The sequence below is a fragment of the Paludisphaera borealis genome (assembly GCF_001956985.1).
Lineage (GTDB): Bacteria > Planctomycetota > Planctomycetia > Isosphaerales > Isosphaeraceae > Paludisphaera > Paludisphaera borealis.
On sequence record NZ_CP019082.1, the window covers coordinates 919,494 to 943,388 of the forward strand.

The window sequence follows — 23,895 nt, forward strand, 5'->3', positions numbered from 1 at the left end:
CGATCGTCCCACTGGCGATTTTCAAAGCGTCCGGGGCCGATCGCACGAATCATCCACTCGCTGGCGCTTCGAGCTTGTATTCCGAGGGCTCGGAATAGGTGTCGGGCGCTCAGCGAGCGAACGGATTATAGCGACGGCTTTTCTTGCTTACTTCGCCGCCAGCGAATCGGCCGGGTGCTGCCAGGGGCCGCGGTAAGGGAGTTTGAGGAGCGCGGTGGCTTCGTCGTCGCCGACGACGATCCGCTTGGTCGGATCGTAGACGACGGGGCGGCTCAGCTTCATGGCGAGGTTGGCCAGGATGCACGACGCGGTCGAGATGTGGCCTTCCTCGATGTCGGCGACCGGCTTGCCCCGGCTCTCGATCGCGGCCAGGAAGTCCTTCATGTGGGCCCGGGTCGCGGGCGCGGCGTTCAGCTCGATCTCGGGCTCGTTGACGTCCTCGGGGTACTGCTCGCGCTCGAAAACGCAGTCCTTGCGGATCGCCTTGCCCTCGCCCTGCGGAACGAAGTCGTACCGCATGGTGCTGGCCTTCAGCGTCCCCTTCTCACCGTAAATGAACAGGGCCCACGGGTAATCGGGGTCGGGGGACGTGCCCCAGCTCCGGTGCTGCCAGACGACGTTGAGGCCGGGGTATTCGAAGGTCGCGACCTGGGTGTCGGCGATGTTCGACTTGCCTTCCTTCTGCACGAGGATGCCGCCCGAGGACGTGATCTTGGTCGGCCATCCCAGCCCGAGCATCCAGCGCACGGTGTCGAGCATATGAACGCACATGTCGCCCATGATGCCGTTGCCGTACTCGTTGAAGGTCCGCCACCATCGCACGTGCGGCAGGCCGTCGTAGGGCCGCAGCGCGGCGGGGCCGGTCCACATCTCGTAGTCGAGGAAGTCCGGCGGGACGGTGACGGGCGGGTTGCCGTTGGCCCTCATGGGGAAATAACAGCAGACCTCGACGTGGCCGATCTTGCCGAGCAGGCCGGCCTCGACGACGTTCTTCTTGGCGTCGACCAGGTGCGGCGTGCTCTTGCGCTGGGTGCCCACCTGCACGACGCGATTGTGCTTGCGGGCGGCGGCGACCATCGCCTCGCCTTCAAGGACGTCGTGGCTGATCGGCTTCTGGACGTAGACGTCGGCGCCCGATTCGACCGCGGCGATCATCGGCAGGGCGTGCCAGTGATCGGGCGTGCCGACGAGGACGATGTCGAGGTCCTTCTCCTTGAGCAGCTCGCGGTAATCGCCGTACAGGCGGGGCGTCTTGCCGGACTTCTGCCGCTTGGCGACCATCTCGGCCGCGCCTTGGAGCTGGTGCTTGTCGACGTCGCAAAGCGCGACGACCTCGACGGGCGCGACCTGGATCAGCCGGAACAGGTCGCTCTTGCCGTACCAGCCGCAGCCGATCAGGCCGACGCGGTAGGTCTTGCCGTCGGCCGCCCCCGCCGCGTACGCCCCCAGCATCGAGGTCGTCAGTCCCGCCGCGCCAACCTTCAGCACCTCTCGGCGATTGATCATCATCACTTCCCTCAAGAGAGATTTTCATCAACATCGACGCCCTGACCGTTGCACGCACGCCCGAGACGGTCGATGATCTTCCGAACATCGCACAGCCCGCGAATCCGTGCAAGCCGCGCGGACCCGCGGCCGTCGCCCTTCTCAAATTCGGCCTCGGCTATGTTATGATGATCGCCTGCGATCACGTCCTCTGATTGGATTGGCGAATCCCCATGGAAAATCACGAGCGGCTCGGGCTGAAGATCCAGTCGAACGAGGTGAAGGTCGGCGTCATCGGCCTGGGATACGTCGGGCTGCCGCTGGCGCGGGCGTTCGCCGAGCAAGGGATCGAGGTCATAGGCTTCGACGTCGACGAGGCCAAGGTCACAAAGCTTCAGCGCTGCGAGAGCTACATCGGCCACATCGCGGCGGCCGTCGTGCATCGGATGCGGGCGCAGGGGTTCGAAGCGACGACCGATTTCACGCGGCTCGACGAGCCCGACGTGGTGATCATCTGCGTGCCGACACCGCTTACCGACGCGCGTGAGCCCGACCTGTCGTACGTCGTCAACTCGGCCAGGGCGATCGCCGAGCGGCTCCGGCCCGGCCAGTTGATCGTGCTGGAGAGCACGACCTATCCGGGGACCACGCGCGAGGTCGTGCTGCCGATCCTCGCCGCCGGGAGGCTGCGGGCGGGCCTCGATTTTTACCTCGCGTTCAGCCCCGAGCGCGAGGACCCGGGCAACCCCGATTTCTCGGCGCCGACCATCCCCAAGGTAGTCGGCGGGCTCGACGCCGCGAGTCTCGAACTGGCGTCGGCCCTGTACGGCAAGATCGTCGTCCGGGTCGTCCCGGCTTCGACTCTAGAGGTGGCCGAGGCTTGCAAGATCCTCGAAAACACCTACCGCGCGGTGAACATCGCGCTCGTCAACGAATTGAAGATGCTGTACGACCGTATGGGGGTCGACGTCTGGGAGGTGATCGAGGCCGCGAAATCGAAGCCGTTCGGCTTCCAGGCGTTCTATCCCGGCCCGGGCCTGGGGGGGCACTGCATCCCCATCGATCCGTTCTACCTGACGTGGGTCGCTCGCAAGCATGGGATGGCCACTCGGTTCATCGAGCTGGCGGGCGAGATCAATACCCAGATGCCGGCCTACGTGGTCGGCAAGGTGGCCGACGCGCTCAACGACGTCGCCAAGCCGTTGCGCGGGAGCAAGGTCGTCATCCTTGGCATGGCGTACAAGAAAGACGTCGACGACCCCCGTGAATCGCCGGGCTTCGAGCTCATGGACTTGCTCCTCAAAAAGGGGGCGATTGTGGAGTACAACGATCCCCATATCGCCGCTCTCCCCGCGATGCGACATTATCCCCATTTTCAGTTGTCGAGCCGCGAACTGACGCCCGAATACCTCCAATCGCGCGACTGCGTTTTGATCGCCACCGACCACTCGGCGTACGATTGGAAGACCATCGCCGAGCACGCACCCTTGATCGTCGACACCCGCAACGCTCTCAAGAACCTGACCGACGCCAAGGCGCGGATCGTTCGCGCCTGATCTCCGACATCGAGGAAGTTATGAGCCGACCCGAACACATTCTCGTCACCGGCGGGGCCGGATTCATCGGCTCGCACCTCGTGGAAGCCCTGCTCGGCCAAGAGCTTCGAGTCCGCGTGATCGACGACCTGTCGACTGGCCGGCCCGCCAACCTGGCGGCGGTCCGCGATCGGATCGAGTGGGCCGAGGCGAGCCTGACCGACTTCGACGCCTGCCGACGCGCGACCGAGGGGATCGACGTCGTGTTTCACGAGGCGGCTATCCCCAGTGTTCCGCGATCGGTCGCCGAGCCGCTCGAATCGCACGCCAGCGGGCCGACCGCGACTCTCAACATCCTGGAAGCCGCGCGCCGGGCCGGCGTTCGCCGGGTGATGTTCGCGGCCTCCAGCAGCGCCTACGGCGATACGGTGGAGTTGCCCAAGGACGAGTCGATGAACCCCAATCCACTGAGCCCCTATGCGGCCGGAAAACTCGCCGGTGAGCATTACATTCAAGTGTACGCCCGGACGATGGGCCTCGACGGCGTGAGCCTACGTTATTTCAATATCTTCGGGCCGCGACAAGACCCGTCGAGCCCCTATTCGGGCGTCATCTCCCTGTTCATCAAGGCGATGTCGCAGGGCGTCCGGCCGAAGATTTACGGCGACGGCTCGCAGACCCGCGACTTCACCTACGTCGCCAACGCCGTGGCGGCCAACCTCGCCGCGATGCGACACCCCGAGCCGCTCTCCGGCCGCGTCCTCAACGTCGGAACCGGCCGCAGCATCAGCTTGCTCGACCTGGTCGCCGCCTTGAACTCGATCCTCGGAACCCGCCTCGAACCCGAGTTCCTTCCCCCCCGCGCCGGCGACGTCAAAGACTCGCTCGCCAGCCTCAAACGCGTCGAAGCGACGCTCGGCTACAAGCCCATCGTCGGTTTCGAGGAAGGTCTGCGACGCACCGTCGAGGCGATCCAGAGCAGCAATGTCCCAATATAGTGAGGCTGCAATGAGCCACGCATTGGCTCCATGAGGCGGGCGTCGCGCACCATCAAAAATCCCTGTCGCCTCGTGAATTGGTGTCGCTGGCAGTGTCCACCCACGCGGCATGGCGTGCGGAGTTCATCCTAGAGCCACATCCGCGCACGAAAAAAGGAACGTCGTATTGAATACGACGTTCCTGAATTTCCACACGACCCTATCGAACAAGCTCAGCCGATGACGCGATAAAGGAGCCGGCGCGCCTGGCGGAGCGTGTCTTCGACCTCGGAGAGGCCGTCGAGGCCCATGACCTTGAAGAGCAGGCGATCGATGTCGGCTTCGACGTCGACGAGCCGGTTGAGCCGGGCGTTGCGGCCCCGGAACGCGGAGGCGGTCAGGCCGATGCGAGCCGAGGCCGAGGCGTCTTCAGTCGCGTTCGCGGCCACGGTCGCGAGCGCCGATTTCGGCTTCCGGCCGCGCTTCTTTCCGGTGTACGGCCGCTTGGCCTCGGCAGGCGCGGACCGCTTGGTCGTGCCGCGAACGCCGCGCAGGTTGCCCGTCAGGCCCATCTCGGAACGCATCTTGTTGACTAGGGTGGTGCTGATCGACCCATCGCGGCCGCTCTCGGTCCACAGCTCATTGATCTTGGCCGAGTTGGCGTACTGATCATCAAACAGCGTCTGCTTGATGAACGTCGACTTACCTTGGTCGCGGGCGACGGTGGCGGGCATGAATCGGCTCCGGGGAGTGAATAACCAAGTTCGCTTGTTGTTGTACAAGGTACTGTAGAACCTAATCTTAAGAATAGCAAGGAATGCAGTGCAATACCCTCGCCACACAGAATCATTTGATTTCGTTGGATCATGGCGGTTTTATGACGGCGGGCGCTTGTTTTCTTGGTGAGATTCGCCGTCGCATCATGAAAATGAGGGTTCGGGGTCTCTCGCGGTCGACCTCCGAATGCGAGCCCGAAGCGCCAGCGAGTGAATCGATTCGCATGGCCGACCGGAAATTCACGCGCTGGCGCTTCGGGCTTGCGTGTTGTTGGTGTGACGGTCGTCACTTCAGCGGCGGGCCGCCCAGTTCGTAGAGACGGCGGCGGAGTTCCCAGCCGGCGAGGGTTTCGAGAGGGCGGACGGCGTCGCTGGCGTCGATGTCGAGGTTGGTGGCGACGCGGACCCAGCAGGCGATCCGCTCGACGTCGCCGGGCAAGGGCGTGGGAGTCTTCCAGAACCGTAGTCGGCCGTCGGCGCAACTGGCCGCGAGCCGGCGGCCGTCGGGTGAGAAGGCGAGGACGTCGACGGGGCCGGCGTGTTCCAGCGAGGGCCCGACCGGCAGGCCCGTGGCGGCGTCCCAGAGCCGGGCCGAGCCGTCGTGGCAGCCGGTCGCGAGCACCGAGCCGTCGGGATGGAAGACGACCTCGCCGAGCCTCGAACGATGAGGCAAGGGCTCGCCGATCGCCGCGCCCGTGGCCGAGTCCCAGAGCTGCACGTCGCCGCTCGTGGAGATCGTCGCAATGGTGTCGCCGGACGGGCTGAAGCCCGACCACGCGGTCTCCTCGAAGTCCGCGAACTCCAGTAAGGGCGCGACGCCGCGCTGATCGCAGAGCCGCGCCACGCCGTCGACGCAACGCACCAGCAAGCGGCCGTCGCGGGGATGGACCGTCAGCGATCCCGCGCCCCGGGGATGAGGCCGGGGCTGAAGCCGCCACGCCCGCTCGCCCGGTTCGTACAGCCAGACGTCGCCGGCCTCGGTCACGGCGGCGACGAACGATCCGTCGGGCGCGATCGCGCCGGCAATCAACCGGCCTTCCGCCGGCAGTGGATCGGTCGCGGGTTCGTCGTCGTCCCGTATCAAAGTCGACGCGGTTCGGGAGACGACCACGAAGCCCGACCCGCATGATTGCAGATCGACGACTGTCGCGCCAAAGTTCAACGGCAGTCCGACCGGCTCGCCCGTCATTCCGTCCCAGCGGCGGACGGTGCCGTCGTCGCAGCCGGTGACGATCCGCCGGCCGTCGGTCGAGAAGGCGAGGGCCGCGACGGGCCCGGGGTGGTCGAGCGCCGCGCCGAGGTGCGTTCCGGAGGCCACGTCCCAGAGCACGACGACCCCCTCGCGGCTCGCGGTCGCCAGCCGCTTGCCGTCGGGGCTGAACCGCAGGGCGTGGATCGAGCCGGTTTGCGGCAACGTCCGTTCCAGCAGCCGGTCGCGGTTGTGCCAGGCGGCGAGGCTCATGCGGACGGCTCGCTCCAGGGCCGGCGTGCCGTGCTCCATCGCCCGGGTCAGCCAGACCATCCCCTCACCGACCCGGTTGCGTCCTAAGAACGTCGACGCCCGCTCGAGCGCGAACCGCGCTCGCGAGTCTTTCACCTGCTCCATCGCCGATTGTTGCTCGGCGCGATAGCGGACGTCGGCGAGCCATTTCTCCAGCTCGTCGGCCATTTCAAGGGGTGACTCGTAACGATCCTCGGGCCGCAGGGCCAACGCCTTCAGGCAGATCGTTTCGAGGGCCGCGTCGATCGACCGCCGCACCCGGCGAGGCGACGGAAAGACGCCCCGCCGCACGCGCCCGAGCACCTCGACCACCGACTCGCCGGTGAACGGCGCGTGGCCGACGAGGAGACAATAGAGAGTAGCCCCCAAGCTGTAGACGTCGCTCGCCGGCCCGATCCGGTCGTTGTCGCCCCACGCCTGCTCGGGGCTCATGTACGGCGGCGTGCCGATCGCCGAGCCCGGCCGCGTCATGAACGGCGAGTCCCGTAAGCTGAGGGACTCGTCGGCGGAACCGACCACGTTCTCGGCGGCCGTCGAGGTGAGGTTCTTGGCGATCCCCCAGTCGACGACGAGGGTCTCGCCGAACTTCCCGAGCATGATGTTCTCGGGCTTGATGTCGCGATGGACGACGCCCCGGCTGTGCGCGTAGCCGACGGCGTAACAGGCGTCGACGACGCTCCGCAGCAGGCGGCGGAAGACCAGCTCGCGATCCTCCAGGCGGATGTCCTTCGGATCGCCGCGATGAAATCGGTCGATCGCGGCGCGGAAGGTCTCGCCCTCGACGAACCGCATGGCGTAATACGGCCGCCCGTCGGCGTGCCGGCCGAGACCGTACACCGGCACGACCCCCGGATGCTCCAGCCGGCCGGTGATCTCGGCTTCCTGAAGAAACCGCAACTGGCTCATCTCGTCGTGGGCGAACCTCGGTTGCAACTCCTTGAGAGCCACCCGCCGGTCCAGCTCCATATCGAGAGCCGTGAAGACCTCGCCGAGCCCGCCCCGCGAGTGGAGGCCGAGCACCCGATAGCGCATGGTCGGCTCGTCCGCTCCCCTGCCCTCGCCCGCCGAGGAAGGCCCCGTGTAGGCGACGGTCGCCGACGAATCCTCGCCGCCGCCGGTCGGCTCTTGCAGTCGGTCGAGCGTGGGGGCGTCGAGGCTGCCCTGGGAAACGAGGATCTCGCCCAGCGACCGGCCCTCGTCGGCTTCCCAGAGGGTGAAGGCGGTGATCAGGTCGTGCTCCGCGATGAGCCGCTCGCGGAGCGCCCGCAGGCCGAGGATCAGGTCGGTTGGATCGCGTCGAGCCAAGGTGTCGAGTCCTTACTCTCGGGCCGTCGACCCCGCGTTCGTCCCACGCACGTACTGATCGTGATTACACTGACCCAGTCGGCCGAAATCAAGGGCAAGACGATCGCGCCGGGGCGAATCTTTCGGCGCGGGAATCCGGTTGACAATCGGCCTTTGGTGTGGTTCTCTTGTTTCTCTGTAATAGTTGCAACAACTTCTTCGCGGTGATGCGCCGCCGTCACCCCTGGATGGCCCTTTCCTGATGCAACGAGTGCTCAGGCGACTACTTCTGGCTTCGTTCGTCGCTCTGTACGGGGCCGCGACCCTTTGCGGCCCTGCGTTGCACTCGATCCCCGGGTTCGACCACGCGAAGGCCGAGTCGGCCCCCGACGGGCACGATTCCGCGCCGACGCCCTCGCATCACGACGACTGCCCCGTCTGCCATTTCCTCGCGCAGGGCCAGATCGCCGCTGAAGACGAGCCGGAACATTTCACGAACGTGGTGTGGAAGGAGCCGGCCCACAACCTGCCGCTCGTCCCTCCGCGACCGTTCCGCCGCTCCTCCATCCCCCGCGCGCCTCCCGCCGTCTGATCCGTCGCGCCGTCGATTTCGCCTTCCCTGGTTTGTGACGTCGGAACCCTGAGCGGTCGCGTCGCCAAGCCTTGGAGTTCGCGCGGCTCGACGAGCCCGAACCAGATGGTCCACGTCCCGAACGCACCGGCGAGACCGTGGCGCGGCTTCGTGGGCCAGGGTGTCCGTCTCTGCGTCGGCGCTGCGCTCTTGCAAGTGCGCCGGATCGTAACCAGGCGTATCCCGTAAAAGGCCGAGCAGTACCACGCGCTGAGTTCCACAAAGGGAGCCACGCGCGCAGTCCGAGAGACGGTTGCTCGTCTCCCGGCGAGAGATGGACATTGGCGAGAAAGCCTTTGGGGAAGCTCCCATGAACCCGGCGACCGATCGACGAATCCAAGGCTGGCAGGCCGTGCTGTACGGGATCGCGATCCTGTGCGCGCCGGCGATGCACGGCCATGGCCCGCGATCGGGAGAAGGCTCGAACGAGAATGTGATCGCCGAGTCGGTGCCTTCTGGAGCGGAGTTCACGCACGGCGACTGCTCCGTTTGCCACTTCCTCGCCCAGACCTCCCTTCCTCCCGAGTGCGGATCGGCTCATCCGGCGCCCGCCGTCGCGGGACCCGTTGATCACGACGCCCCGCTCCTCAAGCCCCACGAGCGCCGAGGAAAAGCCCGGCCTCGCGCGCCTCCGCCCGCCTGAGCCTCGTCAGGTGGTTTCCGTCGTCACGCGTGACGCGTCCGGCCGCAGGCCGTGACGCAGTCGTTCCCCTACGGACTTCGCGGAGGTATCCCCATGCGCCGTTGCGCCTTCACATTGATCGAACTCTTAGTGGTCATTGCGATCATCGCCGTGCTGATCGCCCTTCTGTTGCCCGCCGTCCAGGTCGCTCGCGAGGCGGCCCGGCGGGTCCAGAGCACGAACAACCTCAAGCAGATGGGCCTGGCTCTGCACAACTACGAGAGCGTCCACGGCTGCTTCCCGGGCTCCGGAGGGCAGTCCTCGTCGGGGTTTTCGGTCCTCGCCCGGCTTCTGCCGTTCATGGAGGGGTCGAACCTCGTCAACTCGATGAATTTCAGCCTGCCGCTCGGCTCGGGGCCGCCGACGTTCGTCTTCAACGCGGCCCAGACGACCGCCTCCCAGACGGTCGTCCAGGCGTTCCTCTGCCCGAGCGACGGGCAGACTCCGTTCTACCCCAGCTACTACCAGCAGAGCCCCACGGCCGGGACGTGCTACGTCGTCAACGTCGGCTCCGGGACCGGGACCTTCTACGACCCCCGCTACCCGACCGACGGGGTCTTCTGGGACAACTCCGCTACGCGGTTCGCCCACGTCGTCGACGGAACGTCGAACACCATGTTCATGTCCCAGTGCGTGCTCGGCCTTGGGCAGGACACGGCCGGCGCGACGCCCACGCAGCAACTCCGCCAGATCGTCAACTACGCGACGAAGGTCTCCCCCGCGAAGGCCGCCCCCGGCGGCTACAACCCGCCGATGAACAACCCCGACCTGGCCGCCGTCGTGCCGCCGTCGTGGAGCGGCGGGCGCGGCGTCGCCTGGATCGTCGGCACCGAGGCGATGTCCGGGTTCAACGCCTACCTGCCGCCCAACAGCAAAACCCCCGACGTCTACGGGCACGGGTTCGGCTGGTTGGGGGCGCGAGGCTTGCACCCCGGCGGGGTCCTGACCCTGACGGGCGACGGCGCCGTGAGATTCGTCAAGGACTCGGTCGACCTCGCGACGTGGCGGGCGCTAGCGACCCGGGCCGGCGGCGAAGTCGTCTCGGCGGCCGCTTATTGATCACGCCTCGGGACGGCCTCCGACGGGTCCGGCCGAGGCCGTCCTCTCTTTTTTTCGGACTATCCACTACTCAATACAAGGGTGTAAAAATGAGACAGAAATCAAGCAAGACCCAGGACCGCCCCGCGTGGGACGCCGGCGCGGCGGCCCATCTCCTCAGCCGCGCGACCTTCGGCGGGACTCCCGAGGAGGCCGCCCGCCTGGCCGCGACGCCGATGGAACGGGCGGTCGACTCGCTGCTGTCCGAGGCGGGCACCGCCAAGACGCCCGCTCGGCCCGCCTGGGTCACGGACCCGTGGGTCAACACCGAACGCCGCTTCGCGGACACGACCCGCGAGCAGGCGGCCGAGTCGCACCGCGCGACGCGGCGACGCTACGCCTCCGAGTTGAACGACCTGAGGGCCTGGTCGCTCCGGCAGATGATTGCGGCGCCGGTCCCGCTCCGCGAGGTGATGACTCTGTTCTGGCACGGCCACTTCGCCACGGCCGCCGGCAAGGTCAATCTCTCGCAGGCGATGTTCCAGCAGGACGAGACGCTCAGGCGGCTCGCCCTGGGCGACTTCCGCTCGCTGGTGCGCGAGGTCACGCTTTCGCCGGCGATGATGATGTACCTGGACCTGGAGGGCAGCGACAAGGCCAAGCCCAACGAGAACTACGCCCGCGAACTGTACGAGTTGTTCACGGTGGGGATCGGCCACTACACCGAGAGGGACATCAAGGAGACGGCCCGCGCCCTGACCGGCTGGACTCTCGACGGCCCGCGGGGGGCGGCCAAGACCCGCGTCACGGCGGCCGACACCCCGCGCGACTTCGCCCGCGACGGCCTGATCGCGACCTTCGTCCCCGAGCGGCATGACGACGGCGTGAAGACCATCTTCGGCGAGACTGGTCGCTTCGGGCTGGACGACGTCGTCGAACTGATCCTGAGGCAGGAGGCGACCGGCCGGTTCCTCGCGGCCAAGCTCATCGACTACTTCGGGGCGATCGACCCCGACGAGGCGCTCCGGGGGCGGATGGCCGAAGCGTTCACCGCGAGCAAGGGAGAGATCCGGGAAATGCTCCGCGTCCTCTTCACCGCGCCGGAGTTCTACGCCGAGGCCGCGCGCGGGTCGCTCATCAAGAGTCCGGTCCGGCTGCTCGTCGGGGCGTGCCGTCAGCTTGCGCTCGACGTCGAACCGACGCCGACCCTGGCGCAGTTGACCGCGGCGATGGGGCAAGAGTTGTTCAATCCGCCCAACGTGAAGGGCTGGCCGGGCGGCCGGTCCTGGATCGGCGCCGGGACGCTGGCGGTGCGCTACCATCTCCCCACGGCGCTGATCGACGGCAAGGAGCCCGCGGGCCTGGAGCCGCTCGGATTCAACCGCTTCCTCGCCCTGCCGCGCGATGCGACGCAGGGGCCGGCGATGATGGCCCGCCTCCAGGGGGCCATGGCCGAGCGGAGCGCCGCACGCCACAAGGAAGGGCTGAAGTGCCGCTTCCGTCCCGAGGCGGTCTTTCCCAAGGGGGCGCCGAACGACCCCGCGGCCCTGGTCGACGCCCTGCTCGCCCGCCTGGTCGTCACCCAGGTCCGCCCGTCGACGCGACCGGCTCTGATGGCGGCCTGCGAGGCGGCTCCGGCCGCCGACCGCCCAGCCGTCGTGGCGCGGCTGATCCTCGCGTCCCCCGAATATCAGATGGCCTGAACCATTCACCGATATATCCACGAACACGAACAGGAGACTGATGTTATGTTGATCCAGATGGGCCGCCGCCGGTTCCTCCGTCGGGCCGCCGGACTCACCGCGCTGACCTCGACGGTCCCCGGCTTCCTCCACAAGACCGGAATCGCCTTCGCGGGCGCCCCGGGACGCGACGCATCGCCGATCCCCGGGCTGAAGGACGACCGCGTGCTGGTCGTCGTTCAACTCGCCGGAGGCAACGACGGCCTGAACACCATCGTCCCTCACGGCGACGATCTCTACGCAAAGGCTCGCCCGAAGCTGGGCGTCGACCCGAAGAAGGTGCTCAAGCTCGACGAACACACAGGGATGCACACGGAACTCGTCGAGCTGAAGAGATTGCTCGACGACGGTCAACTCGCCATCGTGCAAAACGTCGGTTACCCCAACCCCGACCGCTCACACTTCCGCTCCTCCGAGGTCTGGGAGACCGCCTCCCCGGCCGACAAGGCGTGGACGACCGGGTGGGTCGGTCGCTACTTCGACAACGAGTGCGCCGGAGCCGAGTCGTCGGTGCTCGGCCTCCAACTGGGCGAGCGGCCTGCGCAGACGTTCGCCGGGACGTCGAACCGAGGCGTGACGATCTCCAACCCGGCGATCCTCGACTGGCCGGCTCGCGGCCCGGCCGCCGAGGCGATGAGGCGGATCAATCGGATCGACCCGACCGCGATCGACGCGCTCGATTTCGTCCAGCGGACCGCCAGCGACACCCTCCGCCTCTCGAAGACGATCGGCGAGGCGATGGGCGGAGCGAAGTCGCCGGGCGATTACGGCCCGTTCGAGCTGTCGCAGTCGCTGAAGCTCGTCGCCCAGATGATCGCGGCGGAGGTGCCGACTCGCGTCTTCTACGTGACGCTCGGCGGGTTCGACACCCACGCCGCGCAGGCCAACCGTCACGCCGCGCTGTTGCAGGAGCTGAGCCAGGCCCTCGCGGCGTTCCACAAAGACCTGAAGGCGAGGGGGCACCTCGACCGGACGCTCGTGATGACCTTCTCGGAGTTCGGCCGCCGGGTCGCCGAGAACAAGTCGGCCGGGACCGATCATGGGACGGCCAACGTCATGTTCCTGATGGGCGGTTCGACCCGTCCCGGCCTGCACGGCGACCGCCCCGACCTGGCGGGGCTCGACGAGTCGGGCGATCTGGCCCATAAGATCGACTTCCGCTCGGTCTACGCGGCGGTGCTCGGCGATTGGTTCGGCGCCGACGCGAGGCGCGTCCTCGACGGTCGATTCGACCCTTACCCGATCCTTGCCGCTTCGTCACGCGCCTGAGCCGCGTCCCAACGGCCGGGCCGTCGATCTGCTCGACGGCCCGGCTGTAATGTAATAAGGAGGACCAAGGTGGAACGAATGTGGGCGCGGCCGTCGCGAGCCTGGGCGCGGAGGGCGACGCCATGGCGGCGTGGCCGCCAACGGTTGAATCGGCCCCTTCGAAACGACGACACCGTGTGAAATCGGGCTGGATATGCGACAATCACGGCCTTGCGAAACGCCAGCCCCCTACGCGATGGAGTGAGTTTGAAGACCATGAGTCAAGGCAGCACCCCCGGGGGGACTCCCCCGATCTCGTGTGATTTCTGCGGACGAAGCTCGACCGAGGCCGGGCCGATGATAGAGGGCAAGGCGCTTCAATCGCTGGGGCCTGGACACGCGATCGCGCACATCTGCGGCGACTGCGTCGAAGTCTGCGAAGGACTGTTTGCACAGCACGAGCGTAAGAACGTGCAGCTCGACAAGCTGCCCACCCCTCGCCAGTTGGTGGCCCACCTCGACGACTACATCATCGGCCAGGAGGGCGTGAAGAAGACGCTGGCGGTCGCGGTCGTCAACCACTACAAGCGCGTGCACGGCCGCGAGATCACCGACCCCGCGCTCCAGGGCGTCGAGGTCGCCAAGAGCAACGTCCTCTTGATCGGCCCCACCGGCTGCGGCAAGACCGCGCTGGCGCAGACGCTGGCCCGTCGCCTGCACGTGCCGTTCGCCATCGGCGACGCCACCACGCTGACCGAGGCCGGCTACGTCGGTGAGGACGTCGAGAACCTGATCCTCAAGCTCGTCATGGCGGCCGACTATGACATCCCCGCGGCCGAGAAGGGGATCATCTACATCGACGAAATCGACAAGATCGGCAAGACCAGCCAGAACGTCTCGATCACTCGCGACGTCTCCGGCGAGGGGGTCCAGCAGGCGATGCTCAAGCTGCTCGAAGGGACCACCGCCAACGTCCCGCCGCAAGGTGGCCGCAAGCATCCCGAGCAGCAGTACCTTCAGGTCAACACCACCAACATCCTGTTCATCTGCGGCGGCACGTTCGTCGGTCTCGAAGAGATCATCGGCAAGCGACTGGGTAAGAAGATGATCGGCTTCGGACGGTCGGAGGTGAAGGACCGCGAGGTCGAGCGCAACGAGCTGGTCGCGCAGGTGACGCCCGAAGACCTCGAACGGTACGGCATGATCCCCGAGCTGATCGGTCGACTGCCGATCATCGCCACCCTCGACCAGCTTTCCGAGGCCGACCTGACCCGGATCTTGACCGAGCCCAAGGACGCGCTCACGAAGCAGTACCAGGTGCTCTTCCACCTCGACGGCGCGCAGCTCGAATTCACAGGCGGGGCCCTCCACGAGGTCGCCAAGCTCGCCAAGGCCCGAGGCACCGGCGCGCGGGCCCTGCGATCGATCATGGAAAGCTTGATGCTCGAGATCATGTACGACCTTCCCGACCGCGAGCCCGGCCAGACCTACACGGTCACCGAAGCCGTCGTCCGCAAGGAAGAAAGCCTCTTCCAGCCGATCGCGAAAGCCTCCTGAAGTTCTTGGACGTCGGGCGTCGCGCCGTCGCGGCGCCCGGCTCGTCCTCTGGAGTGGATCGATGGGAATCCGCGAGCCCGAGTTCGATCCCGACGGTGGAATGTTACGGCGGCGGACCGTCCTGAAGGGGCTTGCGGCCCTCGGCGCCGGTTCGGCCCCCTTCCGTCGAGCGCTCTCGGCCCAGGCCGCGGAGGCCGGCGCGGTCACGCCGGAGATGGTCGCGCAGGCCGAGTGGATCGCCGGGCTGAAGCTCACCGACGACGAGCGCAAAGAGGTCGCGCAGTCGGTCCGCGACAGCCTCAACCGCTTCGAGGCGCTGCGGAACAGCGAGGTCGGCTTCGACGTCGCTCCGGCGCTTCAGTAGGAGGCGACGGGCGATCACCACGCTCGCCCGCCGCTCGAGCGCTTTCTGGCCGAGGAGTAGCCGCCATCAATCGTCGTCATCGTCGTCGTGCTTGACCGACGGCAGGATGAAGGCGGAGCGGACGGGGGCGGGCATGACCGAGTCGGCGCCTCGGACGGCCTTCCAGATGATCTCGTTGAACACGAGGTCGTCGGCCTGGTCTTCCTTGTCGAGATCGAGTTTGAGCGAGGCCTCGACGGCGACGGCGTGGGGGCCGTTCTTCTCGTTGACGTCGACACGCGCCGGGCGGCAGGTGAAGGGGGCGAGGTCGGGCTCGGCGGTGAACGAGGCCCACATCGGCCGGGCGGCGGCGTCGAACTGGCTCATCGGGTCGAGGCCCAGGATCAACTCCATCGTCCGGAGCATCGACGACGTGGAGTACATCGTCGAATCCACCGACTTTTTCTTGATGTAGGGGCTGATCGCGAGCGCGACGGTGCGGTGGGCGTCGACGTGGTCGGGGCCGTTCTGGGCGTCGTCCTCGACGACGAAGACGGCGGTCTCCTTCCAGAACCGAGACCGGCTCAGGCCGTCGATCACCATGCCGAGCGCCAGGTCGTTGTCGGCGACCATCGCCCGGACGGTGAGTGCGCCCGGGCGGGTGCCCGCGGTGTGGTCGTTGGGGAGCCGCATGACGATCAGGCTGGGCATCTCGCCCTCGGCCTCGAACCGTTTCAGTTCGGCGAGGAAGCGTTCGGCCCGCTTGACGTCGGGGTAGTTCAGGTCGTACGACCGGTAGAGAGGGTCGAAATGGCCCTTGAGTGTCTCGTACTTAGTCGTGGCGGGATCGTCCGGAGTCGTGCCGTTCGCGACGAACTCGCCGTACGAGCGATACGAGACGCCTTTCTCCTTGGCCTTGTCCCAGAGGTAGCCGCCGGCCGGGGTGGCCAGGGCGAAATTCCCCTCGGCCGGGTACGGCACGCGCTTGTCGCCGCGGTAGCTCAGCGGCCAGGTGCGCTCGACGAAATCGGTGGCGTAGGCGCCCATCGTCCATTCGTGGCCGTCGGCGCTGACCTCGCCGTCGACGTAGAAGTTGTCGAGCAGCACGAACTCGCGGACCAGGGCGTGCTGGTTGGGGGTGACCTCCTCGGGGAAGAGGCAGAGCTTCGGCTCGCCGTTGCCTTCCGGCATGTCGCCGAACACCTGATCGTAGGTGCGGTTCTCCTTGATGATGTAGATGCAGTGCTTGATGGGCGACGGATCGCCGACCCGCCCGGGGATCGGGTTGCCGGCCGGCGGCTTCGGGCCCGAGGCGACCGACGGGCCGGCTTCGGCGAGCGGGCAGCACTCGTAGACGGTCTTCGTGTAGGCCGCCATCTGCTTCGGGGTGGGCATGGCGACGACCGACAGCGTCCCCTTGAACAGGCCGCCGATGTACTCGCGGACCGACGGGGTGGATACGCCCGGAATCGGGCCGTCTCGGTTGGCCTTCGAGGTCGTCCCCTTGCCGTTGACGATCCAGAGGGTCTTGCCGTCGCGGGCGACCCGTACCGAGGTCGGGTACCAGCCGGCCGGGATGAAGCCGAGCGGCGTGCTGTGCGCCGGGTCGGCGACGTTGAAGGCCGCCACGTCGTTGGTGTTGGCGTTGGCGACGAACAGGATCGACTCGTCGGGCGAGAGGGCCAGTGCGTTCGGCGTGCAGCCGGAGGGCGCCTTGGGGTGGATCGCCGTGGCGATCGTCGCCAGCGGCTTGCCGGCCTCGGCGTCGTACACGCTCACGGTGTTGCGGTTCGCGTTGGCGACGTAGAGGATCTTACCCCCTTTCGACAAGAGCAGCTCGTTGGGGTGCTCCTCGGCCTTCCACGAACCGACGACCGCGCCCTTCTCCGTGTCGATCACCGCGACCTCGGCCCTGCCCCAGAGGCTGACGTACAGCCGGCCGCGCGCCTCGTCGAGGGCCAGGCCGTAGGGGTAGCTCTCGGCCGGGAGCTTCACCTGCGTGGAGGGCTCGCCCGACTTCAGATTGATGCGGACGACGTCGTGCGCGAAGGCGTCGGCGACCCACAACGACGCGCCGTCGCGGGTCGGCGCCAGGCCGGCGACCGCGCCTTGGGCCTGATCGGCCCCGCGCTGGGCGCGCGGCAGGGGCTCGGTCCGCTCGCCGGCGCCCGGTTTGATCGGTCCGTGGATCGGGAGCGTCGCGCGGTTCGAGAGGAAGCCCTGGGCGTGGTCGAAGCGGTAGACGACCTCGTCGAAGCCGCCCCCCACGAACAGTCGCGAGCCGTCGGCCGACCAGGCGAGGCCGCCGTAGGTCTCGGGCACGGCGACCCGGCCGATCACTCGGGCCGTCTTGGCGTCGAGCGTGACGACCTCGTGCTCGCCGTAGCCGGCGTGAAGCACGGCCAGCACGCTCTCGCTGGGATGCTCCGCCAGTGTGATCGGCAACTCGCCCAGCGGCGCCTGCCGACCCACCGGTTTCAACGACCAACCGTTGGGCAGAAGGACCGAGCCCGAAGGAGTCACGCCGGGCCAGACGACGGCGTCCTTCGCCTTCACCTTCGACGCGGCCGGCTCGACCGGCTGCTGGGCCGAGGCGATCGCCGTGAGGGACGCGGAAAACAGGACGCCGGCGCGCGCTGCGCTCCAGAAACTCGATCGCATGTCGCTTCTCCCTCGATTCGTCCGCCGCGCCCTCGTTGGGCGGCGATGCCTCTCAAGCGTAGCGACCGGGGATGGAATCGACCACCTTCGCGGCGTCCGTCCGATCCTGTTTCGCGGGATCTTCGCGGCGCGCTCATGGAACGCCCGCGAAACGATCACGGAAACCTCGTTCGACGGGGCGGTCCGCTGGTCGAATGAGGTTCGTCGGTGATCCCCGCGCCGGGGTCGTGAGCGACGACCGGCAAGGGCCGGCGCCCGCAACCGGAGGCCCCGAGACGGAGAGAAGAGAGGGCGATCGAACCTTCGCTCCTCGCAAAGGGGAGGTGACGAAGACACACGCCGAGGCGTCGGCGAAACGGGGAAAATTGAGAGTCCCTGGAAGCCGGTCGTCACGTATACTCATGACCGGCCTGGATTACTCGATCGCGCGTGGGCCGCGGCCCCGTCTGACCATTTAAAACACACGAATGCATGAAAATATGAGCGTTGATGCGCAGATTTCGGCGGGGCTCTCGACGGACGGCCGCCAAGACCCCTCGGTCGGCTCCGAAGGGAGCCTAGCGCCGGTTGTGGAGGCCCGACAAAACGCCGCAAGGAAAGACAAGCTTTCGAGCGTCGACGGACTTCGAGGGATGGCCGTCGGGATTGTCATCTTATTTCATCTGTACGAGCACTGGCCCGAGACGCTCTCGCCTCTCACCGATCGTGTCTTGCGGGCGACCCACTTCGGCTATACGGGCGTTTCCCTCTTCTTCGTCCTCAGCGGATTCTGTCTGAGCTACTCGCTGCTGAGGCGGGAAGCCGCCGGTCGATCGTCGAGTTTCTCATCGTACATGGCGTCGAGATTCCATAGGATAGCTCCCCCGTACTACATCTCGATCTTGCTGTATCTTCTCGTCCCGTCCGTGAAGTGGCTGACGAGCGGCCAGGCATCGGACGATCTGACATGGCGTCAGGTGACCAGCCACCTGATGTTTCTCCACGGATTTCGCGAAGATACGCTGTACGGCATCTGCGCCTCCTACTGGACCCTCGCGGTCGAGATGCAGTTTTACCTCGTGTTGCCGATTCTCTACTTCTGCGCCAAGAAATTCGGCGTCACATGGGTCGTTGTCGCGGCGGCGCTCTCTTCGTTGGCATGGGCCTTGAATTCCGGCGACACCCGGAGCATGACTCACGGCGTCTTCCTGGCGCGCTGGACCGAGTTCGCACTGGGGATCGCCGTCGCCTTCTGGTTTGTGAGGGCGCGGGAGCCGTTGAGCCCGACCGGGGAAGGGACGTTGCTGGGCGCCTCGGGCGTCTTCCTTGCGTCGGCCGCCGCTTTTGCGTCGCGGAATGAATTCAGCTCGAACTTGCAATTCGGTTTGGGATACGCGCTGCTGCTGAGCGCGATACTTTCCTCGTCTCGTCGAGGGAGAGGGATTTCGACGCTCTTCGAACGTCCCTGGATCGTGTTGGCCGGGCAAATCTCCTACAGCCTCTATCTGACCCACGTGTTTTCACAAGGCAAGATCAGAGTGCTGCTGTATCGACTGCTTCCAAACCCCGGCGTCCTGGGCGAATTAGGCATGATCCTCGTGACGCTCATCACGATCTGGGTCGGGGGATGGGTCTTCTATCAGTTGGTCGAGCGTCATTTTCTCAGGTCCATCGACCTGCGGTCGTCTCGAAAACCCGCACCCGAAGTTCATTAGAGACCGTATCCGGTCGCCGATCCGGGGAAGCCGCCCGATCGCGGCAATTTATGAGTCGGCGAGCCGGCGGCCCGTTTTTTGGGAATCTCCGCGGCGCGCCCGCGGAGTCCTCCTGCGACGGAGCAGTCGATGGGGCGACGAGGGAATCGACCCGGCCGCCGTTGAAACTGACGACCTCAGGACAGACCGGTCAGGGGGCCGGCGCCGCAGTGGTCGGGGTTGCCGAACTTGGTGATCTCGTGGCCCATGCCGTGGGCGATCGACAGCAACAGGCGGTTGTGCGGCACCTTGGGGAACTTGATCGACTGGCCCATCTTGAAGTCGAGGCCGTTGCCGACCAGGACGAACGGGATGTCGTCGAGGGTATGCGAGTTGCCCTTGCCCAGCTCGTTGGTCCAGATGATCGTCGTGTTGTCGAGCAGCGACCCGGGGCCTCCCGGCTCGGGGGTCTCGGCCAGCCGCTTGGTGAGGTAGGCGAGCTGCTCGCAGAACCACTTGTTGATCTTCGTGAGCTTCTCGACCGACGCCTTGTCGCTGTCCGGGTTGTGCGACAGCTCGTGGTGCCCCTCGTTGACGCCGATCCAGTGCATCTTCGCCCCGCCGACCGAGTTTGTGTACTGGAGCGTGGCGACCCGGGCGAAGTCGGCCGAGAAGCTCTGCACCATCAGCTCGATCTGGGTCTTGCTGATCTTGGGGATGTTGTCGTTCTCTTCCTTGATCCCCTGCTCGATCTCGGGCACGGCGTGGCTCGCGCCCGCGCCGGCGACCGGCTCAGACTTCAGCTCTTGCTCCATCTCGCGGACGAACGTGGCGTGCTCTTCGAGAATCCGACGGTCCTCGACGCTCACGGCGGCTTCGAGCGTCTTGAGGTCGCTCTGGACGTCGTCGAGGATGCTCTTGAGGGTTTCCTGGTCCTTCATCCGACCGTAGAGCTTGGCGAACATCTGGTACGGGTTGTCGATCGGCGCGACCGGCTTGTTGGGGCCGTCGTAGACCATCCGGGTCCAGGTGTCGGCCCGTTCGGGGACCATCACGCCGAATTCGAGCGAGCCGAACCGGGTCCGCGTTTTGGGGTCGGACTGGAGCTTCCGCTTGATCTCCTGGTCGATCGACAGCCCGCTCGCCCAGCCGGCCGGCGTGTCGGAGCCCCCTTGGATGTTGCCCGGGAACAGCTCGATGCCGGTCAGCAGGCAGCCCATCCCGCGCATGTGGTTGTCGCCGTCGCCGCGAACCTTGTCGCAGACGCCGTGGAGGATCATCGTCCGATCCTTGAACGGCTCCAGCGGCGTGAGGCTTTCCTTGAACTTGAAATCCTTCCCGGCCTCGTCCGGCCAGAACGCCGACGGGATCACGCCGTTGGGGCTGAACATCACGACCAGGCGTTTCTTGCGCATCGGCTCGGCGGCGAAGCCCAGGCTGGGGAGGTTCATCGCGAACGGCAGGGCCGCCGCGCTGACACCCAATTCGCGGAGAAAATCGCGTCGGTTGCGGGTCCGGGCCATATCTCGTCTCCGTGTTGAGCCTGGCGACGTTCGCCGTTGGGGCTGATGAAAAGGAATACCTTATTACGACGGGCCGTCAGCGGCTCGAAGCGACGGGCGTTGCGCCGCCCGAGGGTTTCGGGTCGGTTTGTCGCGGGGTCAAGGCCGAGGAGGCCATGACGTCCACCATCAACTTGCGGATGTTGAAGCTCTGATTCTCGAACGATTTCGTCAATTTCGCCAGCTCGTCGCCGCCGAACGCGTTCAGCGGCTGCTTGACCAGATGGTGGAACATCTGCTGAACGAAGGCCGAGTGCGACTCCGGGCTGGCCGCCAGATAAGCCGCGAGATCCTTCGGGCCGTCGAACGTGGCGAGCTCGCCGGTCTTCGACTGGTAGGCGCCGACCGCGTTGACGGGCTTGCCCTTCTCTTCCTTGCGGAACCGGCCGACGGCGTCGTAGTTCTCCAGGGCGAAGCCGACGGGATTGATCATCGTGTGGCACACCTGGCACGATTTGGGACTGGTTTGCAGGTCGACCCGCTCGCGCGTGGTCAGGCCGGCGTGCAGATCCGGGGCCAGCGGAGCGACCGCCTCCGGGGGAGGCTGCAACACCCGGCCCAGAACCCCCCGGGTGACGAATACGCCTCGGTGGATCGGCGAGCTGGCCGTCGTGTAGGCGAAGCTCGCCATCAGATAAGGATGCGTCACCACCCCCGCCCTCGGCTCGCCTTCGAGCTTCACTTTCTGAAACGGGGCGTCGGCGGGGAGCTTGGCACCGTAAAACTGGGCCAGCCGGCCGTTCAAGTAGAGGTCGTCCGCCTGGAGGAACCGCCGGTAGTCGGAGCCCCCTTCCCATACCACGTCGTCGAGGAACATCTCCAACGAGGTCCGCAGGTCGGAGACGATCGACTCGTCGAAGTTCGGGAACAGTTTGGGGTCTTTCGCCATCTCGCCCGTGCGATCGACCCGGAGCCACTGGAGCAGCAGCTCGCGGACCTTGCCCCGGGTCCGCAGATCGGCGGTCATCCGGTCGGCCTGCTGGGCGACTTGCTCGCGGGTCGCCAGTTTGCCGGCCGCGGCGGCCTCGCGGAGCGGTTGGTCGGGCAGCGAATCCCAGAGCCCGAACGACAGCCGCGCGGCCACGTCGTGGGCGTCGAGCGAGCCGGTGGGTTCGTGATAAAGGAACCGGGTCGACTTGAGGACCAGGATCACCGACCGCTTGACCGCCGCGTTCAGATCGCCCCCCTTTCCGAACTGCCGATCGACGAGGACCTTGCGCTGGTCTTCGGTGAGCGGGCGGCGGAACGCGCGTTCGGCGAACTCGGCGCAGAACGCCTTCAGCTTGGCCTCGCGGTCGGCCGCGTCGGCCTTGACCTTGGCCAGCTCCTCGATGTGCGCGACGACGTAGCCGGCCGCTTCGAGGGCCGCGTCGGTCGTGGCCGAGTCCCACGCCTTCGAGATCGACGTCCCGCGCTCGTAGCCGATGCTTCGGTCGTCGGGGGGGAACGGCGTCTGGAGCACGAACAGCTCGGGGGTCCACTTGGGCGAAAGATTGCGCTGGGGGATGACCTCGACGGCCTGTTTGGGCTGCTTCCAGAGCAGAGCGATCGAGGCTTTGGTCGGCGGCGGGTCGGGGTCTTTCTTGCCGTCTTTCTCCCCCTGCTTGCCCTTCGACATTTCGAGCCGAATCGGGTAGACCCGGCCGCCGATCAGCCGGATCGTCTCGCGGAACTCGGTGTCGTTGCCCGACTTGACCCAGCGATCGATGAGCGGCGTCTTGGGGTCGTTGACCCAGAGCTTCGTCGAGTGCTCGGTGCGGACGATGAATTCGTAGTCGCCGGTCTCGGGTGCGAGAACGCCTCCCTGCCACCGGACGAAGAACAGGTGCCCGACCTCCTTGTCGGAGCCGGGCAGGTTGACGCCGAAATCGAACTGGACGGTCGGATCGACCCGGTCGATGAGCCGATTCTCCTTCTTCCAGTGCTGGTGCGTCTTGTAGTATTCGCCTTGCAACCCCTTGGGGCCGTCCCAGACCATCGGCCCGCGAACCCAGCCGATCAGGTCGGCCAGGGCGTTCTGATACTGCCGGACCGTCAGCCGCGACAGCTCGATCCGCGCGGGCTGGTTGCGGGCCCGGGCGATATTCGAATAGAACGCGTCGTGGATGTATTCGGCCACCTTCTGGGCGTCGTCGCCCGTGCAGGTTCCCGGGTCGTCCTCGGGCATCGTCTTGGTGATGTACTTGGCGAGTTCCTGGACCGACTTGTCGCCCACCAGCGCGTGCGGGTACTCCTTGCTCCCCTCGCCCGCCTTGCCGTGGCACGCCAGGCATTGCTTCGCATACACGGCCTCGCCCTTCGGAGGGTCGGCGGCGCGGACGAATCCGCACCACGTCGCCGTCAGAGCGAACGAGAAGACCGCCGCCAGCCAGGGCGTGCGCGAGCCGAATTTCGATGTCTGCTGAGGATTCATGGCAGGCCAACCCTTTGACGGAGTTGGAGGATCGTCCGAGGCCGGGACGTCCGGCGCTCGAAAGCCGGTGGGGCGGAGCCGGAAGCTCGGGGAAGAAACCTCCGGCGCGGCAAGCAAGGGTGGGAGTCGTCGCGGTCTCGCGGAGGCGTTCAAGCCCCATCGATTGTATCGGACTCCGCAGCGCGAAAACGTACACCCTTTCTTATACCCCATCCAATCAGACAAAACAAGCCTCGGGCCGTCGGTCCACTGGAACGATTTCCTCGCGGCGCCTCTGTTGCAAGAGAACAGCGCATTGGAATCGTGGAGGCACCGGCGGATACGCCTCGACCGCAGTCGAGCGCCTGTCCAATTCACACCTGTTCTGACACACGCAACGAGAGAACGAAAGGAGACAGTCATGCCCAGGGGCGACAAATCCAAGTACACAGACAAGCAAGAACGTCAGGCCAAGCACATCGAAGAAAGCTACGAGTCGCGCGGCGTCGATGAAGCCGAGGCCAAGAGCCGGGCGTGGGCGACCGTGAACAAGGAGTCCGGCGGCGGCAAGAAGTCGGGTTCCGGCCGTGGCAAGGCCGTCTCCCACGCATCGAGCAAGAAAGGCGGCGAAAAAGGGGGGGACGCCTCCGCCGCTCGCACTCCCGCCGAACGCTCCGCCTCCGCCAAGAAAGCCGCCGCCACTCGCAAACGCAGCCGCGAAGCACACTCCGAATAACGTTTACCCTGCCCAGCTGCTATTTCATCCCGGCCCCGCCGACCCTTCGACGCGGGCCGGCCGCGCATTGCG

At 66.5% G+C, this 23,895-nt stretch carries 17 protein-coding genes; 11 read left to right on the plus strand and 6 right to left on the minus strand.

Going from position 1 to position 23,895, the window contains the following annotated elements:
* Positions 1-147: 147 nt before the first annotated feature.
* On the minus strand, positions 148-1,506 hold the full coding sequence (locus tag BSF38_RS03555; RefSeq protein WP_237170724.1) for a Gfo/Idh/MocA family protein: 1,359 nt from the start codon (positions 1,504-1,506) through the stop codon (positions 148-150).
* Positions 1,507-1,718: 212 nt separating this feature from the next.
* Here BSF38_RS03555 and BSF38_RS03560 point away from each other — a divergent pair, with 212 nt between their 5' ends.
* Positions 1,719-3,041: a nucleotide sugar dehydrogenase gene (locus BSF38_RS03560; protein WP_076343488.1), complete on the plus strand. Its 1,323-nt coding sequence runs from the start codon at positions 1,719-1,721 to the stop codon at positions 3,039-3,041.
* A 20-nt stretch (positions 3,042-3,061) separates the two neighbouring features.
* On the plus strand, positions 3,062-4,018 hold the full coding sequence (locus tag BSF38_RS03565) for an NAD-dependent epimerase/dehydratase family protein (protein WP_076343489.1): 957 nt from the start codon (positions 3,062-3,064) through the stop codon (positions 4,016-4,018).
* Between the two features lie 212 nt (positions 4,019-4,230).
* Here the strand turns inward: BSF38_RS03565 and BSF38_RS03570 are convergent, their stop codons facing one another.
* Together BSF38_RS03570 and BSF38_RS03575 are read right to left on the minus strand one after the other, a co-directional pair.
* Positions 4,231-4,731, minus strand: coding sequence for a hypothetical protein (locus BSF38_RS03570; protein WP_076343490.1), 501 nt, complete (start codon positions 4,729-4,731; stop codon positions 4,231-4,233).
* A 328-nt stretch (positions 4,732-5,059) separates the two neighbouring features.
* Positions 5,060-7,579, minus strand: a complete 2,520-nt coding sequence (locus BSF38_RS03575) for a WD40 repeat domain-containing serine/threonine protein kinase (protein WP_076343491.1) — start codon at positions 7,577-7,579, stop codon at positions 5,060-5,062.
* Positions 7,580-7,820: 241 nt separating this feature from the next.
* Here BSF38_RS03575 and BSF38_RS03580 point away from each other — a divergent pair, with 241 nt between their 5' ends.
* The 7 genes from BSF38_RS03580 (at position 7,821) to BSF38_RS03610 (ending at position 14,820) form a co-directional block, all read left to right on the plus strand.
* Entirely contained in the window at positions 7,821-8,150 is a 330-nt protein-coding gene (locus BSF38_RS03580; RefSeq protein ID WP_076343492.1) for a DUF2946 family protein, read from the plus strand.
* A gap of 349 nt (positions 8,151-8,499) precedes the next feature.
* Positions 8,500-8,832: a hypothetical protein gene (locus tag BSF38_RS03585; RefSeq protein WP_076343493.1), complete on the plus strand. Its 333-nt coding sequence runs from the start codon at positions 8,500-8,502 to the stop codon at positions 8,830-8,832.
* A 93-nt stretch (positions 8,833-8,925) separates the two neighbouring features.
* Positions 8,926-9,930, plus strand: coding sequence for a DUF1559 domain-containing protein (locus BSF38_RS03590; RefSeq protein WP_076343494.1), 1,005 nt, complete (start codon positions 8,926-8,928; stop codon positions 9,928-9,930).
* Between the two features lie 89 nt (positions 9,931-10,019).
* Positions 10,020-11,612 (plus strand): DUF1800 domain-containing protein, encoded by a 1,593-nt coding sequence (locus BSF38_RS03595; RefSeq protein WP_076343495.1) that lies wholly within the window; start codon positions 10,020-10,022, stop codon positions 11,610-11,612.
* Positions 11,613-11,657: 45 nt separating this feature from the next.
* Positions 11,658-12,920, plus strand: a complete 1,263-nt coding sequence (locus tag BSF38_RS03600) for a DUF1501 domain-containing protein (protein WP_076343496.1) — start codon at positions 11,658-11,660, stop codon at positions 12,918-12,920.
* 255 nt (positions 12,921-13,175) lie between these two features.
* A complete protein-coding gene (gene clpX, locus BSF38_RS03605; RefSeq protein ID WP_076350571.1) occupies positions 13,176-14,456 on the plus strand; it encodes an ATP-dependent Clp protease ATP-binding subunit ClpX in 1,281 nt (426 codons plus the stop codon).
* 61 nt (positions 14,457-14,517) lie between these two features.
* Positions 14,518-14,820, plus strand: coding sequence for a hypothetical protein (locus BSF38_RS03610; protein ID WP_076343497.1), 303 nt, complete (start codon positions 14,518-14,520; stop codon positions 14,818-14,820).
* Between the two features lie 66 nt (positions 14,821-14,886).
* Here the strand turns inward: BSF38_RS03610 and BSF38_RS03615 are convergent, their stop codons facing one another.
* Complete coding sequence (locus tag BSF38_RS03615) at positions 14,887-17,460, minus strand: bifunctional YncE family protein/alkaline phosphatase family protein (RefSeq protein WP_076343498.1); 2,574 nt, start codon at positions 17,458-17,460, stop codon at positions 14,887-14,889.
* Between the two features lie 479 nt (positions 17,461-17,939).
* Here BSF38_RS03615 and BSF38_RS03625 point away from each other — a divergent pair, with 479 nt between their 5' ends.
* On the plus strand, positions 17,940-19,154 hold the full coding sequence (locus BSF38_RS03625; RefSeq protein WP_076343500.1) for an acyltransferase family protein: 1,215 nt from the start codon (positions 17,940-17,942) through the stop codon (positions 19,152-19,154).
* A 176-nt stretch (positions 19,155-19,330) separates the two neighbouring features.
* On the opposite strand, the gene BSF38_RS03630 is transcribed toward BSF38_RS03625, so the two are convergent.
* Positions 19,331-20,656: a DUF1552 domain-containing protein gene (locus BSF38_RS03630; RefSeq protein WP_076343501.1), complete on the minus strand. Its 1,326-nt coding sequence runs from the start codon at positions 20,654-20,656 to the stop codon at positions 19,331-19,333.
* A gap of 76 nt (positions 20,657-20,732) precedes the next feature.
* Positions 20,733-23,108, minus strand: coding sequence for a DUF1592 domain-containing protein (locus BSF38_RS03635; RefSeq protein WP_076343502.1), 2,376 nt, complete (start codon positions 23,106-23,108; stop codon positions 20,733-20,735).
* 400 nt (positions 23,109-23,508) lie between these two features.
* Here BSF38_RS03635 and BSF38_RS03640 point away from each other — a divergent pair, with 400 nt between their 5' ends.
* Entirely contained in the window at positions 23,509-23,823 is a 315-nt protein-coding gene (locus BSF38_RS03640) for a plasmid stabilization protein (protein WP_076343503.1), read from the plus strand.
* Positions 23,824-23,895: the final 72 nt, after the last annotated feature.